The sequence below is a fragment of the Tumidithrix elongata BACA0141 genome, assembly GCF_036349135.1.
Classification (GTDB): domain Bacteria; phylum Cyanobacteriota; class Cyanobacteriia; order Pseudanabaenales; family Pseudanabaenaceae; genus Tumidithrix; species Tumidithrix elongata.
In genome coordinates, this window is sequence record NZ_JAZBJZ010000043.1 from 25,045 (window position 1) to 41,985 (window position 16,941).

General features: G+C 45.8%; 14 protein-coding genes. 10 read left to right on the plus strand and 4 right to left on the minus strand.

Annotation, left to right across the window (positions count from 1 at the left end; translation table 11 throughout):
- The first annotated feature begins 99 nt into the window (after positions 1-99).
- From pedR to V2H45_RS12180, 4 genes are all read left to right on the plus strand, one after another.
- The gene (pedR, locus tag V2H45_RS12165; protein ID WP_330483925.1) at positions 100-462 is read left to right on the plus strand and encodes a photosynthetic electron transport-dependent transcriptional regulator PedR; all 363 of its coding nucleotides are present in this window, start codon (positions 100-102) and stop codon (positions 460-462) included.
- Complete coding sequence (locus V2H45_RS12170) at positions 455-775, plus strand: hypothetical protein (protein ID WP_330483926.1); 321 nt, start codon at positions 455-457, stop codon at positions 773-775. The genes pedR and V2H45_RS12170 overlap by 8 nt, the downstream gene beginning before the upstream one ends.
- 27 nt (positions 776-802) lie before the next feature.
- Entirely contained in the window at positions 803-2,086 is a 1,284-nt protein-coding gene (gene hisS / locus V2H45_RS12175; protein ID WP_330483927.1) for a histidine--tRNA ligase, read from the plus strand.
- A 256-nt stretch (positions 2,087-2,342) separates the two neighbouring features.
- Positions 2,343-3,032 (plus strand): DUF1361 domain-containing protein, encoded by a 690-nt coding sequence (locus tag V2H45_RS12180; RefSeq protein WP_330483928.1) that lies wholly within the window; start codon positions 2,343-2,345, stop codon positions 3,030-3,032.
- Positions 3,033-3,036: 4 nt separating this feature from the next.
- Here the strand turns inward: V2H45_RS12180 and V2H45_RS12185 are convergent, their stop codons facing one another.
- Entirely contained in the window at positions 3,037-6,048 is a 3,012-nt protein-coding gene (locus V2H45_RS12185; protein ID WP_330483929.1) for an SMC family ATPase, read from the minus strand.
- A gap of 85 nt (positions 6,049-6,133) precedes the next feature.
- Between V2H45_RS12185 and V2H45_RS12190 the strand changes: the two genes are divergently transcribed.
- Positions 6,134-6,493, plus strand: coding sequence for a hypothetical protein (locus V2H45_RS12190; protein ID WP_330483930.1), 360 nt, complete (start codon positions 6,134-6,136; stop codon positions 6,491-6,493).
- A gap of 295 nt (positions 6,494-6,788) precedes the next feature.
- Here the strand turns inward: V2H45_RS12190 and V2H45_RS12195 are convergent, their stop codons facing one another.
- Positions 6,789-9,620 (minus strand): cation-translocating P-type ATPase, encoded by a 2,832-nt coding sequence (locus V2H45_RS12195; RefSeq protein ID WP_330483931.1) that lies wholly within the window; start codon positions 9,618-9,620, stop codon positions 6,789-6,791.
- A 171-nt stretch (positions 9,621-9,791) separates the two neighbouring features.
- Between V2H45_RS12195 and V2H45_RS12200 the strand changes: the two genes are divergently transcribed.
- Positions 9,792-10,943 carry an ATP-binding protein gene (locus V2H45_RS12200; protein WP_330483932.1) on the plus strand — a complete coding sequence of 384 codons (1,152 nt, stop codon included), beginning with the start codon at positions 9,792-9,794 and terminating at the stop codon, positions 10,941-10,943.
- A 223-nt stretch (positions 10,944-11,166) separates the two neighbouring features.
- On the opposite strand, the gene V2H45_RS12205 is transcribed toward V2H45_RS12200, so the two are convergent.
- Together V2H45_RS12205 and V2H45_RS12210 are read right to left on the minus strand one after the other, a co-directional pair.
- The gene (locus V2H45_RS12205) at positions 11,167-12,300 is read right to left on the minus strand and encodes a GAF domain-containing sensor histidine kinase (RefSeq protein ID WP_330483933.1); all 1,134 of its coding nucleotides are present in this window, start codon (positions 12,298-12,300) and stop codon (positions 11,167-11,169) included.
- A gap of 186 nt (positions 12,301-12,486) precedes the next feature.
- Positions 12,487-12,780 (minus strand): DUF3493 domain-containing protein, encoded by a 294-nt coding sequence (locus V2H45_RS12210; protein ID WP_330483934.1) that lies wholly within the window; start codon positions 12,778-12,780, stop codon positions 12,487-12,489.
- 148 nt (positions 12,781-12,928) lie between these two features.
- On the opposite strand from V2H45_RS12210, the gene V2H45_RS12215 reads away from it, so the two are divergent.
- The 4 genes from V2H45_RS12215 (at position 12,929) to V2H45_RS12230 (ending at position 16,700) form a co-directional block, all read left to right on the plus strand.
- The gene (locus tag V2H45_RS12215) at positions 12,929-14,200 is read left to right on the plus strand and encodes an amino acid ABC transporter substrate-binding protein (protein ID WP_330483935.1); all 1,272 of its coding nucleotides are present in this window, start codon (positions 12,929-12,931) and stop codon (positions 14,198-14,200) included.
- 232 nt (positions 14,201-14,432) lie between these two features.
- Positions 14,433-16,037 (plus strand): choice-of-anchor Y domain-containing protein, encoded by a 1,605-nt coding sequence (locus tag V2H45_RS12220; protein WP_330483936.1) that lies wholly within the window; start codon positions 14,433-14,435, stop codon positions 16,035-16,037.
- Positions 16,038-16,067: 30 nt separating this feature from the next.
- Positions 16,068-16,256: a hypothetical protein gene (locus tag V2H45_RS12225; protein WP_330483937.1), complete on the plus strand. Its 189-nt coding sequence runs from the start codon at positions 16,068-16,070 to the stop codon at positions 16,254-16,256.
- Between the two features lie 3 nt (positions 16,257-16,259).
- A complete protein-coding gene (locus tag V2H45_RS12230; protein WP_330483938.1) occupies positions 16,260-16,700 on the plus strand; it encodes a Crp/Fnr family transcriptional regulator in 441 nt (146 codons plus the stop codon).
- Positions 16,701-16,941 lie beyond the last annotated feature (241 nt).

Here is a 16,941-nt window from a genome sequence, read left to right on the forward strand (position 1 = left end):
TAGGACAAGTCCTATAACTTATTTTCATCAATTGTCAGAATTTAATGGATAATACTTAACAGTTAGTTACGGAAAACCTAATTTTTAATAGTCGCTACCATGACCAACACTATCGAACTCCATCAGCCACAAAGTAACAGCCCGATCGCCCTATCTGAGCGCGAACTTCAGGTGATTGAGTTGGTAGCAGCAGGGATGTCAAACCAAGATATTGCCGTGGAATTGGCAATTAGCAAACGCACGGTAGATAACCATATCAGCAATATTTTAAACAAAACCCAAACAGATAACCGCGTGGCACTAGTACGCTGGGCTTTGCAGTGGGGCAAGGTTTGCCTTGATGAAGTAAATTGTTGTAGCATTTCCAGACCTCAAAACATAAAATCTCAATCAGCAAAGCCACAGGCTGCCGTGCCTTCTGTGACTTCATCTTTGATCATGGAAGGATTAGAGAGTGCCTGATATCGATCAGAAATGTAAAGTGATTTACAATCCCGATATTTCTTTAGCGATGTATCGGGAGTTAGCCGCACATCTAGCGCAGATCGATCGCGTATCTGCTGAATTGATTTGGCAAGATAGTCCGACGTTTGACTATGCTGCCAGTCAGATTTCAGGGATGTGGTTACATTATCCAAGAGCGCTATCTCAAAGTTTGTATCATCTTGTACAGGAAATTTTGAGCCATTACGGTAATTGGACTGCCGAACCCAAACTTTTCGATCCTGCGCTGTCTGAGTTATTGGTCAGTAAGTTCCAAGAAAGTAACTTTTAAAGATTCCGTATAGCGTTCCTATCTTTTATGTCTTCCATTCAAGCTTCACGCGGTACGCGGGATATTTTGGCTCCAGAAATTTATGACTGGCAGCACCTCGAAGCCTTAGCACGGCGCATACTTGCCCAAGCTGCCTATACCGAAATTCGCACGCCAAGTTTTGAGGCAACGGAATTATTTGCCCGCGGCATTGGGGAAACAACAGATATTGTTGGCAAAGAAATGTATACCTTTGTCGATAAAGGCGATCGCTCTTTAACGCTCCGACCCGAAGGCACTGCGGGCGCGGTACGCGCCTTTATCGAGCATAAATTATTTGCCCAAGGCGGCGTACAACGACTTTGGTATACAGGGGCAATGTTTCGCTACGAACGCCCTCAAGCGGGTAGGCAGCGCCAGTTTCATCAGTTGGGGGTTGAGGTTTTAGGGAGTAAAGATCCCCGTGCGGATGCTGAGGTAATTGCGATCGCCAGCGATTTCTTAACGGAGTTAGGACTTACCGATCTGGTCGTGGATTTAAATTCCGTGGGAAATGCTGAGGATCGGCTTGCCTATCGTGGGGCTCTGGTGGACTATTTCACTCCCTACGAAGCAGAACTCGATGCTGATTCTCGCGATCGCTTGACCCGTAACCCCTTAAGAATTCTCGATAGCAAGGACAAACGCACCCAAGAAATCGTGCAGGCGGCTCCTAGCATTCTCGATTATTTGGGAGCTGAATCGCAAAAGCATTTCGAGCGCGTGCGATCGCTCTTACAGGATTTAGGCATTGCTTTTCGGCTCAATCCCCGTCTAGTCAGAGGGCTAGACTACTATACCCACACGGCTTTTGAAATTCAATCGACGCTGTTAGGGGCGCAGTCTGCTGTCTGCGGCGGCGGTCGTTACGATCGCCTTGTGGCGGAGTTAGGTGGGGCAGATACACCTGCGGTAGGTTGGGCGATCGGCTTGGAACGTTTGGTACTATTACTGCAAAAACTATCCCAAAGGACTGCTCCTACGGCTGACTTTTATCTCGTATCTAGGGGCGAACTCGCCGAGGCAAAGGCATTATTTGTGGCGCAAAGCTTGCGACGTGCGGGGTTTATCACCGAACTCGATCTGAGTGGGGCAAAATTTGACAAGCAGCTCAAACGCGCCAGCAGTGCGGGGGCAAAAGCAGCACTGATCCTTGGGGAATCTGAGGTGGCATCAGGTCAGCTACAACTGAAGTGGTTGGCAACGGGCGAGCAGCAAGCGATCGCCCTTACAGATATCACAGCTAATCCTGAAACATTCCGTCAAACCTTTAGTCAAAGATTCTCGTCGTAGTTTTAATTTATTTATTGATATATACGGAACTGTCATAAATATTTCAGGTATAAACCAAATCAACCCTTACAAAATCTACGCCTTGATTAAGGTGTAGATTCATCCTTCCGCTTTGGTGGGACTAGGACTGGTGGGAAACCATTCGCAAATGGCTTTGGGGCAAACCCTCTGCGGCGTGGTCGATGATCCTCAAAGGAAAAAATAGGACTGAAATTTCCTTTGATTACAATAATGAAGATGGTGATGAGAATAAATAATGATTGCATCAATGATCGGCGAAGCTCTAGAAGCGTTAGACAAACATACCGACTGGATCGCGTTAAATCTATTTTTGGCATTTATTCCTCTGGCACTTAGCTTTTGGCTTTTTCGTCGCAAAACTGCTCAAGAGCGTTCTTGGTTATGGTGGCTAGGCTGTCTTGTTTTTATTGCTTTCCTTCCTAACGCTCCCTACTTAATTACAGATCTAGTCCATCTGATCAGAGCAATTCAGGATGACTACCCAGTCGGAGTGCTGATGGTCGTTCTCATTCCTATCCATTTTTTTGCAATTATCAGTGGGCTTGAAGCCTATGTAATTTCGCTGATTAATTTGGGTGACTATCTCAGGCGTCAAGGTGCAAGTAAGCAGTTTGTGATCAGGACAGAACTTTTCATTCATGCAATCTGTACCATCGGCGTCTATTTGGGCAGATTTCTGCGCTTTAACAGTTGGGATTTAGTCACCAAACCCAAAACCTTATTGATTGAATCGTTTAATTCAGTCACAGCAAAGCTTCCCTTGGTGATTATGGTTGTGATCTTCATCTCGATCGCTGTGCTTTATTGGATTATGAAGCAGGTGACATTGGGGGTTGGTTTGCGAATTCGTCAACTATGTCAAGAGAGAGAACAAGAGAAGGAGCAAGAGAAGGCTCAAAAACGGAATGAGATTGACTCAATATAGTGTCTCACCCAACTAAAGTAATTACTGAGCCTGATTCGGTTTTGGTGACTTCGATCAGGGTGTTAAATGCCTCTTTTAGCTGTGGCATATGGGTGATTACGAGAATGCACTCAAAATCTGGAGCGATCGCATTAATTGCCGCCACGAGGCGATCGCAGCCATCTTGATCTTGGCTACCAAACCCTTCGTCGATAATTAATGTTTGTAGCGAACTGCCTTTACGTTGTGCCAAGACCCGCGACAGTGCCAGCCTGATTGAGAAATTAATCCGAAAGGATTCCCCACCCGAATAGGTTTCATAGGGTCGTGTACCGCGACTATCGGCAATTTCAATTTCTAGGGTTTCGATCACCTTATCCGCTTTTTTCCCTGCTTTCTGGGTAATAAACCGCACGTTCAATTGATGGTCGCTTAGTTGTGCCAAAATCTGATTTGCTTCCGCTTCAATCTGAGGCAATACCGTTTCGAGCATCAAAGCCTGAATTCCATTTTTACCAAAGGCCTGTTGCAGTTCCTGGTGCAGTCGTTGGCGATAGCGAATTTTTTCGAGTTTGGCGATCGTTTCCTTCTCTTGCTCGATCAGTTGAATCACCTGCTGCTGCGCCTGTTGGAGACTACCAATCTGCCCAATCAGATCGTCCATTTGCGATCGCGCTTGTTGCAGTTTCGCTTTCAGTTCTGGAATTTCCATGTCGTAGCGATCGCTAAACTGGCTGAGTTGGTGCTCCAATTCGCCAATTTCTAAGTGAAGCTGTTGTAGCTCTTGGCGGCGATCGCTTTCTAATTTGAGGAACTGTTGGAATTGCTGTTGTAGGGTGGGATATTGCTGCTGAGCTTGGGTGAGTTCTTGATACCGCAGCAAAGCGGGGGTAGATTCTTCCTTTTGAGCGCGAATCTGTTGATGGTGGTTGGGATCGTAGGCAATCTGGGCGAGGGTGCGATCGCATTGTTCCACTTGATGCTGCAATTCCAGATCGATCAGGTTGCGATCTAAGCGATCCTGAAGTTGCTGAATGCTGGTTTGTAATTCTGGAATTTTTTGAGCGAGGTTTTCGGCTTGCCGTCGGGCATTTTTTAGCTCTGCCATCTTCACGTCTGCCCATCGCCAGCGATCGGCTTCGCCTCTGGCAAGGGCAAGATTCTTTTCATCGTAGTTGAGCCGCACTAAACTGTGTTCGACAATCTCTAGTTCCTTTTGACTCTCTCGGCAATAATCGTTTGTTTCCAGCCTTTGCTTGAGTTTAGCAATTTCTTGTTCGAGGTGTAGTCCCTTTTGTTGCGCCTCTAAACCAGCTTGTAATTGAGCTTGTAGCGTTCCCTTTTGTTGCAAAAGCTGTGGTAGGGGACTTAGTTCAACATTCAGTTGACGATATTCTTCGCGCAAGACCTTAATTTCCCAATCTGAAGCTGACTGCTGTTCTTTAATCAACCACATTTCGGCTTGAATCTCTTTGGACTCTTGGCTATGTCGGCGCTGTACCAATGTCCAGTTGGCTTCATCGAGGGGGCGATCGCATAGAGGACAAGGCGCATTGGGTTCTGCCAATTGTGACATTTTAGAATGCAGTCGCTCAAATTTTTGTTCGCAGTCCGCCAAGCGGGTTTTGAGTCTTTCTAAAAAATCACGCCGTTCCAGCCCCTTATCGTGAACTCTCTGCTGATAGACCTGTTTTTTTTGCAGCGCCACAATCTGCTGCTCTAGCTTTTGGGCAGTCTCGGCAATCTGAAGCGATTGCTGGTGTTGGGCTTGAAACTGTTGGCGGCTGCGCTTAAATTCTTCGACTCTGGCGGTCAGCTTCGCGGCATCTTGATCGATTTTGCGCTGTAAGACTTGGCGGCGTTGTAACAGAGGCGATGATTCCGCCTGTAATTTTTCAATGCGTTGTAGGTTTGTTCTCGCTTCTAACAGTTGCGCATGGGCAGCTTCAATATCTGCGGCTCGATTGAGAATATTCTGTAACTCCTGCTGCTGTTGCAACAGAGATTCTAATTGCGCTTGGTGGTGGCGTAATTGCCCTTTGAGCTCGCTTTTTTGATTCGTGAGTTGATGATTGAGGGTTGTTTGCTGACTGAGTGCCTTTTGATGTTGCTGTAGTTTTTGATTGAGCAGGGTCTCTTGTTGGCAGAGCTGCTGATAGTTGGCATAGGCTTGGGCGATCGCTTCTTGTCGATCTAATAGGGCAGTGAGCGTTTTAAGTTGCTGTTGTTGTGTGGCAATTTGTTGTTGTAGTCGCTCGATCTCTGTCTGTATTTGTGCCTTTTGTTGCCGTTTCCAATGACATTGTTGGGATAAATTTTGCTGCTGTTGCTGCTGCGTTTCAAGCAATTGTAATTGGTCGCGATCTTGTTCGTAAGATAATTGCCAATTTGCCAATTGGATTTTGAGGGTTTCTAACTGCGGCGCGATCGCTTCTCCTAGCAAAATTTGCTGTTTGATGTGTGCTAGATAACTCTCTAAAGCCGTTGCCTCACCTTTGCATGTCCGAGAAATATCTTTTGCGCGTTCGGCTAAGTAATCATATTGCGACAAACACAGCATTTCTGCCAAGATTTGCTTGCGATCGCTTGGGCGTTTCAGCATAAATTCATCGGCTCGCCCCTGTCGTAAATAGGCGGAGTTAATGAAGGTGTCATAGTCCATTTTGAGATGGGACAAAACCACCTGCTGCGTTGCTCTCAGCCCCCTTTCAGTTAAGGATTTAAATTGCCCTTCACTTTTAATTTGAAACTCTAAAACACTGGCACTTCCCCTAGCTCTTGTCCGAATGACGCGATAGGTTTCACCGCTAGAGGTAAATACAAAATCAACTTGTGTCTCTTTTGTCCCAATGTGAATAATGTCGTCTTCAGTTTCGGCGCGACTTTCTCCCCAAATTGCCCATGCGATCGCCTCTAACAACGACGACTTGCCAGAACCATTAGCACCACATATACAGGCAGTATGCAATCCACTAAAGTCGAGGGTCAGTTGTTGATAGCTCAGGAAATTTTTAATTCTTAATTTCTGAGGAATCATTACAAGTGTTAATCAAAGATTATACTAATAGGATATATCGCATTACTTTGCTATAGAATAACCTACTCCTTAATTAAGGCAAGTTATGGAAATATGGGAGCAAATTAGTCGCCAACGGGTGCAGCATATTATCGAAAGTTACCAGTTATATGGTGATGTTTTTGATGATTTTAGCGACTATTTAGAAGACTTGTTAATCGCCTATGCTCCCCCCTTAATTGAATTAGCGCTGATTGAAATCTTGGTGCAGAGTTGGCTTCAAATCCCCTTAATTAAAGGCATTGCCTTTATCGAAAAGGTTCACGAACAATTAAAATCTTGGGAATATGGTGCGATCGCTCCCAAAATTACACCTTCCCAATTTCGCCAAATTACAGGACTTGACCCCACCCCAGTTTTTGGCAGTAACTACAATCAGCCATCGCTTCATAAATCTACATACTAAACGGCTGAATTCCTCAAATCTAGCTTAAGCTTTCCCTATGTCTGTATGTATGACAGCTTGTTTAAGCTTCTTGTTTAAGCTTCTTGTTTAAGCTTATTGATGAGTCATTTCGGATGCCAGTAATACTTCTATATGCAGGATGCACCAGATAACTCAATTCATCCCAAGACCCGGGCGGAGTGGCGGTTGTGGCTTCAGGCAAATCACCCCCGTACTGAAGGGATTTGGCAAGCATAGGGGCAATTCATGAATTGCCCCTGCATACAAATCAAATAGGATTCCTATAGCTCTGGATTTAACGTAAAGCTAAAGCTTTGGATGCTCGCCAACGAATAAATAATTTTTCCAATTCTATCCACACAAACATTAATGTACTAAAGCCTAAGCACACCATAATTTCTGTGAAACTAAGAATATGCGTACCAAAAAATCTTTGTAAAGGTGGAACATAAATCAGCATCAGTTGTAGAACTGTGGTGAGCGAGATGGATGCAAGGACAAAGGGGTTAGAGAAGGGATTGAGTTCGATCGTCAACTGCGTGTTTGAGCGAATTGCCAAGGCATGACCCATCTGTGCCAAACACAAGGTCGTAAATACCATCGTTTTCCATCGATCGGCATCGAGACCTTCGGGATGGAAATTTGTGGTGTAACCATAGGCCCAGCCCATCAGCGCGATCGTGAAAATAGCTAGGACGATGCCCACGCGAATCATATAGGAACCCAAGCCACGGGCAAAGATACTCTCACGCGGATCGTAGGGAGGACGGCGCATGACATTGGGCTCGGCGGGTTCCACTGCCAAAGCCAGTGCTGGCAAGCCATCGGTGACGAGGTTCATCCACAAAATCTGTAAGGGTGTGAGGGGAACTCCACCTAGACCCAGTAGCGGAGCTGCTGCGATCGTCAGGACTTCTCCAATATTGCTACCCAAAATATATTTAATAAATCGCCGAATATTTGTATAAACGACGCGCCCCTCTTCAGTGGCTGCGACAATCGTGGCAAAATTATCATCCAGCAAAATCATATCGCTGGCTTCTTTACTGACATCTGTACCTGTGATTCCCATGGCAATGCCAATGTCGGCTTGCTTTAATGCGGGGGCATCGTTGACGCCATCACCTGTCATCGCCACAAAATGACCTTTAGCTTGCAGCGCTTGAACGATTCTCAGTTTGTGCTCGGGCGAGACACGGGCATAGACACTAACATGGTCAACTTCCTGCTCTAACTCAGGCTGGGTCAGTTCCTCTAGCTCTCTGCCAATTAACACCCGATCGCCTTCTTTAGAAATACCTAAATTCTCAGCGATCGCTTTGGCAGTCAGTTGGTGATCGCCCGTAATCATTACAGCCCGAATTCCCGCTTCACGACAGCGTTGTACGGCTTGACGCACTTCTGGGCGCGGCGCATCGAGCATTCCCACCAGACCAATCCAAATTAAATGCTGTTCTTCGCTTTCGTTGAAATCGCCTTCAGGTAGGCTTAGGGTAGGACGATAGGCGAAGCCCAACACGCGCAAACCTTGACCAGCAAGGCGATTATTCTCTTGTAAAATGCGATCGCGTTGTTCGTCATCTAGGGACTGAATGTCTTTACCAATCTGGATACTAGTACAACATTCCAATGTCAACTCAGGGGAACCTTTGGTAAACATCAGATAGCCAGATTCTTGGAGATGGTTTACCCCATCAAGATCGGATTCTTTCGCATTTTGAGTGACTTCACAGACAACACTCATACGTTTGCGTTCCGATGAAAAGGGAACTTCGGCAATACGAGGGAGCTTATGCGTCCATTCTGCCTGATCGTAATTCCCTTTACCAGCCAAAGATAAAAGTGCGCCCTCTGTAGGATCGCCGATGATAATCCATTCCCCTTTTTTTTGCTGCAATAGGGCATCATTACATAGGGTACAGGCAAGCAGCAGCTTCTGTAATTCTCCATATTCGCTCACTTGAATCATAGAATCCGAGCTAGCATTTCGTTTGAATGCTCCGTTTGGAGCATAACCCTCTCCTGTCACCTGTAAGGTGTCGCTAGCGGTGCTGACTACCTGCACCACCATTTTGTTTTGGGTGAGCGTACCCGTTTTATCGGAGCAAATCGTGGTAACCGACCCGAGGGTTTCTACGGCAGGTAACTTGCGAATGAGGGCATTGCGCTTGACCATGCGTTGCGTACCGAGAGCAAGGGTCACAGTAATGACCGCTGGCAAACCTTCGGGCACGACTGCAACTGCCATACTCAGAGAGACTTCAAGCAGTTCCTCAAATTTGCTCCAACCTGTGGTAATCACGCCAAACGCAACCACGATCGCTACCAAAATCAGAGAACCTGTGACTAGAACGTTCCCCAGTTGCCCCATACGTCGCTGGAGGGGCGTATCTTCAGACTCAATCCCTTGGATGAGGGTGGCGATCTTACCGAGTTCAGTTTGCATGCCTGTCGAAGTCACTAGCACCTTTGCTCTGCCTTGAATGACCTCTGTGCCATGAAATACCAGATTTAAGCGATCGCCTAGACTCGCATCTTTTTCTAATTCTAGTTCTGCGTGCTTGATCACTCCTTCGGCTTCCCCTGTAAGCGCTGATTCTCTCACTTGCAGGTTTTGTGCCTCTAGCAATCGACCATCGGCAGCTACTTGTACCCCAGCTTCAAGCAGCATCACATCCCCTGGTACGATCTGCCGCCCCGCCACTTCCATGACCGTACCGTTACGAATCACCCTTACTTTGGGCGTAGCCATACGTTTGAGAGCTGCCAGTGCTTGCTCGGCGCGGCTTTCCTGTACATATCCCAAAATGCCGTTAAGCAAAACGATCACAAAGATGGCGATCGCATCTTTCGGAAAGTCGCCCTTGCGAATATCTATCGCTCCTGAAACCAATGCCACGGCGATCAGCATCACCAACATGATGTTTTTAAACTGATCGATAAAAATCCCCAGAGAGGTACGACCTGCTTTTTCGACAAGTTCGTTAGCACCATAGGTTTGTAGACGTTCTTCTACCTGTTTGGTGGTAAGTCCTGAATCGCGATCGCTTTCCAGTAAAAGCACAGACTTATCAGCTTCTAGGGTATGCCAAGCGGTGGCTGGGGATGGCAAGGTTTCTAAAGCCATGAGTATTCAAGGAGGTAAGGATGTTAAAAATATATTACTAGAAAAATACTAAAAAATAGTGCCAATTAAATTTATATGACACTAATTCATAGAGCTAAGCTAAAATCTTAGTCAATCGTAATTCATTTCAGTCCTACTTCGATTTGTTGCAACAAATCATTGAAATTCAAAATGGTCAATAATCCCTTCTTACCTCAACATTTGGTTGGGCGGCAAACAGAGCTTGCTAAAGTCAGTCAAATTTTAAAAGATGATGGCGATTTGCTGATTGCTGGGGTGGCGGGGAGCGGACGACAAACCCTTGTACGCTGGGCTGCGCATCAGGTGGGCGCAAGAGTGCTTACGATCGATTGTCTCAGAACAACAGATGGGGAAAGGTTTTTGCAATTATTGGCAGAAAGCCTGATGGCTGTGTTTACTGCCCCTAAGGAAGTGACCATGATCCAAGGATGGATTAAGGACCTGCCTCTGATTTTAGAGAAAGCCACGAACGACAAATTTCGTCTGGTGTGGCATCAATTCCCTATTTCCTTTGGAAACGCTTCGCGATCGGGAGGCATACTACCGCAAACCGAATTGTGGGAAATATTTCAAGCTTTACTGAGTTTGCCACAAAAAATGGCAGAAGGGCTGGATTGCCGCGTTGTAATTGTCCTGCAAAACTTTACGCACATTCGATCTTGGGATCGCAAAGGTACATGGGAAGCCTATTTGCGCCAAGAGATCCAGCGGCAAAGTCGCGTGAGTTATGCCCTGATTGCCACGGTGACTGAACCTTGGATGCAGGATTTAAGCTTACATACCGTTGTCTTGGCTCCCCTCAGCGATCGCGAACTCAGTACTTGGCTAGAACCGACAATGGCAGCCGAGGGCTTGTTGTTTGATGCGAATACGCCAGCTTTGGAATTATTTGCCAGCTATGTTCAGGGAAATTTTGGCGATGCGATCGCCCTAATTCGGCGAATTTGGTTAGATTGTCAGGCTCTGTTCCATACCAAAGCATCCAAAACCGAGTTTCTGATTCAGCCCCATCACGTCCACCGCAGCATGTTGGCACTCATTGAAGATTTGTCTCCCACCTTTGAATCCCTCATCATGCTGCTTCCGCCCAGTCAAGTACGCGTACTCGAAAGCCTTGCCCTTGACCCCACGGTTAGCCCCCATCGACGCGAATATATTCAAAAACATCAACTATCCAAGGGTGGAAGTTTGCAAGGTGCGCTAGAGAGTTTAGAACAAAAGGGATTAGTTTACGGTGCTGAATATGGCTATCAGATCGCACTACCAATGTTGCTATTTTGGCTCAAACAACGATTATCTTAGATTTCTAGTTAGAGAATTCCCAACTAATCGCTGTATAGAACCCATTTGAGATCTAATCTAGGAGACAGAAGCCTTGTAGCTAGCTGGGTTTCTCTGTTTTCTGGCAGAAAACGGCTTTCTTTAGCTGCCTCTATCGTAGATCGCTGAATGACGGCTTGCTGCAAAGCTAAGTATCACAGGAAAAGATACCAAATGGGTTCTATAGAATTACTTGACAATTCAATCAAGATTCGAGGTTCATTTTGAGGTTAACTGTGAAAATGCTTCCCAGATCGGGCTGGCTGCTCACTTGAATATTTCCATGCATTTTCTTAATCAAGTCATTGGCGATCGCAAGCCCTAAACCCGTCCCTGAAATATTTCCGTCTGCCTGCCGTCCGCGAAAACTGCGCTCAAATAAATGCGTCATATCCGATGCTGGAATTCCCACACCTGTATCCTGCACAATCACAGAAACATAGCCGCCATCTAGCACGCTAACACTCAAACCCACGCATCCCTCTTCAGGCGTATATTTTAAGGCATTATCAACGAGGTTTCCCAGCACCTCTCGTAAAGCTGCGGCATTTGCCAACACCAAGGGAATATATTCAGGGAATACTGCCATGAAGTGTAGGTTGCGTTCTTGGGCGATCGCACTTGCTGCCGTAGATATAGCATCTAAAATCTCTCTTAGATCGGTAGGAAGAATCTCTAATTCAGCCGCTGGCAACAATGCCAACCCTGTCTTAGACTGAGCCAATAACAAAGGGGTAGGATGTTCGGCTTCTGCCAACAAGTCTTGAATATGTCGTGCCTCCCGTAAAATCCCCGACACAAATTTGTGGTTGGGGTCTTCGGGCATGATTCGACGGAGCAATAGTTGAGAGAAAGTTCTAATCGCTGTGAGAGGATTTCGTAACTGGTGTAACAGACTCGAGAGAAAGTGATTTTGCTGCTCGTAAACACGACGCTGATTTTCTTCTAGCCATTGGCAGCGGCGGTCTAAAGCACAGGCAACAGCTAGGGTATTAGCGACCTGTTGAATTTGAGTTTGCTCTGGTTCTGTCCAGTCGCGATCGTCTCGTCCTGTCATCAAAAATCCCAAAATCGCTTCTTGGTAGATCAAGGGCAATACCATGCGCCTTTGCCTCACCAAGTCTCCCTTTTCGCTGGTGGGTAACATGGGAAAGGTCTCAGGGGGAAGGGTTGGCACATTATCATCAGGATATGCCACAACTTGAATCAGATTAGGTGGCATTCCGTCGGAGGTCTCTTCGGTAAGATAAACAGCACTGGCTCCTGCCCCTAAACTCTGGGTCAGTAAAGCAATTTGCGATCGCGCGATCGTTACTAGATCGGAGCTTGCTGTTAGCATGGAGGAAAGAGGGAAATGAAGACAAATAATGGGAAAAAAGTTATTGGTTATTTGGTGATCGGTTATCGGTTTATAGATTGTATCTGCTCTTGTATCTGCTCTAAAGTGACCAAGGAGCAGCTACCCATTACCACACTCAAAAGCTAACCTTCTTTTAAATGAAAACTGAAAACTGAAATCGAACCACTAATCCTTCCGTTCTAATCGAAATAATCCCACCATAAGCGCGACGATGCCAATCTGTAATGCCAAGTTGCCTAAAGTAGTCTCAAATTCTCCTCTGCCTGCAAGTAACTGGGCAAAAAACACGAATGCCCCGATCGCTCCCGATGCCCCACAAGTAGCGTAGATAAATTTTCTTAAGCCACGATAGGGGGATGTAGCTTCTGCCTTTAATTTGGCATATTGTTTTGAAGTAAATCGTTGCGATGATTTGCCTAATGGTTTGAGGTTGATTGGGTCTGGACTGGAGTTTGGCATAAAATCGCGGCACAAAAAGGCAATTAGCCTATAATATCTTGCTTGTTTGGCGATCTACCAGTCCTAATCTTAAGCCATTATTAACCTACGATTGGTTGGTGGGGAATTGGCAAATTCAGATGCTAAAGCGCATAGGTATAAGAGTCGTATGAATGTAAACCCAGCCCGAAAACTTGACCCAAAACAACATGGGAAGAACCTTGCAAAACTAATTCCAACTGGTCTTTTTCTCTCTTGCCTATGCCTTTTGTCAAGCTGTCAAGATAAGCCCCCTGAGCCAAAGACCGCCCCGATCGCTTCAGATAAACCAACGACCTCTGCCAGCCCCACTGCTACACCCAAAGAAGCACAAGGTACGTTAGAAAGGGTAAAAGCCCGAGGTAAACTCATCTGTGGCGTAAACGGTAAACTCCCAGGATTTAGCTATGTCAACGAAAAAGGAGAATGGAGTGGCCTAGACGTGGACTATTGTCGCGCGATCGCAGCGGCAGTTTTAGGCAATGACAAAGCGATCGAATACAAGACGATCGCGGCGAAAGATCGGTTTACAGCTTTAAAGGCAGGCGATATTGATGTGCTGCTTCGCAACACTGCCCGCACCTTGAGCCGCGATGCTACCAAAAACATTGCATTTGCCCCCACTGTGTTTTTTGATGGACAAGGAATTATGCTGAGAGTGGGAACTGCTCCGAATAATGCTACGCCCAAGCCTACAAGCAGTAAACCTAGCAGCGAAAAATCCAGCACCGAAGATACGCAATCCACAGAAAAAACGACCGAGAAATCAACCGATAAGTCGGATGATTCTGCTAGTAAGGATTTACCGACCTTAAAAGATTTAGCAGGTAAAACCATTTGTGTTGAGACAGGCAACAGCGAATCAAATCTTAAAGAGGCACTCAAAGAAGCGAATGTCCAAGCCGATCTCGTAACATTAGCCGATCTCGATAGTATCTATAACAGCTATGTCAAAGGGAATTGTGTTGCAGTATCCTTGGAAAAATCTCAACTGGCGGCATGGCGCAGCAAATTTCCTAAACCAAGCGATCACAAAATTTTAGATGCCAGTTTTTCTAAAGAACCACTTAGTTACGCTGTGCTGAGTACAGACAAACGTTGGCAAGATATCGTCACTTGGGTCGTCTATGCCACTTTCTATGCCGAGGAGTTGGGCATCAATCAGAAAAATTATACGGTTTTTAAGGATACAAAAAATCCTGATGTATCGAGGTTTCTCGGTACATCTGAATCTTTAGGAATTGAATTGGGATTAGATCCCGATTGGACAACGCAAGTTCTTAAAGCCGTAGGTAATTACGAAGATATCTACAACCGCAATCTCACCACATTAGGACTTCCACGCGGCATTAATCAAAATTGGAAGCAGGGAGGTTTACTCTACTCCATGCCTTTCCGTTAAGAGAACGCGATTTCCAGCCTAACGGAAGAAGCAAACTATGTTACAAAAGGGTGACTGGAGTTGGATGAGATGCTTTAATGAAATTATTAATTTTTCAGCATCTTGAAAGATCCAAAACAACTCAGGGACATATAGCATTCCTAAATGAGCTGTTATTAATTTGTAGCGTAGGCATCTTGCCTGCAAGGGCTGGAAGGTTTGCAAACCGCTATAGTAACTGGAGCAGGCGATCATGAATAAAGGTTTATCTACAATGCATGACGGCGAACGTAAAGCGATCGCTGTATTCGAGGAGAAACTCGAAAATCATAGCAGCATCCGAATTCGCACGCTTATCCAAGGGAATAACTTTACTTCTAGTGTCAACAGCAGTAATAGTAACCCTGTTCCAGCATCCCAGTCTTTAACTCAATCCTTCGCGATCGCCGCCGCCTCTCAAACCATCACTCTTTACAATGCTTCCCTTAACACCTTACCCACAACGCAAGGATGGTTATTTAGTAGCCTTCCTAGCGGCATAACTCCCACGGCTGCCAATGGAGTGACAAACCTTAATACATTTGCAAATTCACTTTCCTACGCAGGCTTTGCTCGGGCTGACCAGGTTCTAGATCGCACCATTGGCTACACCCTCAACTTTACCGCTCAAGTCTTAGCCGAAGCCCGCGAAGCTTCTGCCAATAAAAATAACGATGGGAAGGACGATCGCGCAGGTTTTAGCGTAATTGTTCTGAGTAGTGACAAAAAAGGCATTGAACTTGGCTTTTTTAGTAATAGTGTTTGGGCGCAGAATGATGGTGCTAACCTTTTCACCCAAGCCGAATCGGTTGCTTTTAACACCAGCGTCAATCCAGTTAACTATCAGCTTTCCATTCAGGGTAATACCTATATTCTCAAGGCTACAAATGCTGTAACCAACGCAACGGCTACGCTTTCAGGTAGGGTGAGAGACTATACTCCTTTTGTAGGCACGATCGATCCCTATGAAACACCAAATTTGATCTTTCTGGGAGATGACACCACCTCTGCCCGAGCCAATGTCAATATTGGTTCTATTTCTCTTGTCCTTGGTGATATAACGGCTCCACTCGCGCCCAAAATTAGCGGTTATACCTCAACAAGCATAATTGGAAGTACAGAGGCTGGTGCAAAAATTCAGCTCTCCACGAGTTCCAGTTCCCCAACCAGTTTCGCCACACCCACAGCGATCGCAGATGCTAATGGTAATTTCACAATCCCAATATCTAGTTTGGCTGGCTCTACAAATGGAAAGACCTACTATCTCTATTCCCAAGATGCTGCTGGCAATTTGAGTACAGCCAGCAGTCAAAGGCTCGTGATGGGTACTTCGGGCAATGACACCTTCATCGGTTCTGGGGGCAACGCCAGCGACCTATTGGTTGGCGGTAGTGGAACGTTAGACACAGCGCAATATGCGATCGCTGCTGATGGAATCTCTATTGCAAAGACGGGACAGATTTCTTCTGCTACTGGAACGATTAATATCAGAAGCGCTAATATTGATGTTCTAACTGGAATGGAACAGATTCAATTTACTGGCACTGGCTATACAGGGCTTGGAACCTCTGCCAATCAGTTAAATAGCATAATTCAGTCTTCTCTCGGGAACAACTCAATAGCAGAGTTTACGGGTAGCTACAATAGCTCGTCTGGGGTTTTCACGTTCGGGGCAGCAACTCCCAATGCCACGCTAGTTACCTTTGATGCTAATCCAGGCATTTCCACAAATTACGAAGCTTTCCTTCTCCTCAATAAGACTTCGATTAGCGGTAATCTAAGCCTCATTGGAACAACAGTTGCCTTGAACGGCCTCTAGACCTGCCCCAGTAGCAGTTACAATCAAAATATGAACTCTACTACTAGATTTACCCAAGATCGTCAGTCTGAGCCGATCGCTACAGTTCTAGAGCAGCCATTGCCACTCCAAGCAGATTGCTTTCATGCTGAGCCATTAAGCGATCGCCAGAGTTCCGAGTGTTATCTTTGGCTGAGCGAGCACCAAGTATGGGGAAAATTACCAGCAGAAATATTGTAAGCGATCGCCCAGTCTTTTCATTACTTTTGCGTAGAGCCCAAAACGCCGATCTACCAAGAGGGACAAACCCCAACAGGGGTTTACTTACTCAAATCTGGAACAGTAGAAATCTTTCGGCGATCGCCCATTGGTAAATCGCTAATTTGCTATCGAAATGCAGGAGATTTGTTTGGCTATACATTGGTAACGAAGGCAGATACCTATCAAACTAGTGCGATCGCCCTCACTACCAGCGAAATTTGGTTTCTCCCACAGGCAGCTTTTCAAGCCCTCATGGTTGAATACCCTTCGATGCAACAGGTGATTCATTCCCTACTCTCTCAGGACTTGAATGCCTATGCGGCTCGGATTGCTTGGGAAGAAGCGCGAATTCAAGGTTTACATTCCTATAAAGGGTTTCAGCTTTTCTTATCCCGAACTCCTAAGAAACAAACTTTTTCGTAAAAGCTGAAACCTAACAAATTCAATACTTTTGTTTCTTTCACTCTTCCCGCAGGTGCGCCTCCGTTGGAGACTGACGTTAAATACGATTTTTCAAAAAATCACGCTGCAGTTTTTTGCAAAGACTCTGTATAGCGGCGATCGCGTTGTGCTTTTGGGTAGTTATACGGGTATTCTTGCGTGCGATAGCTTAAGGGCACCTCTAAAAATCAGTCAGAGACGAAAAACGAAAATAAAAAGAGAG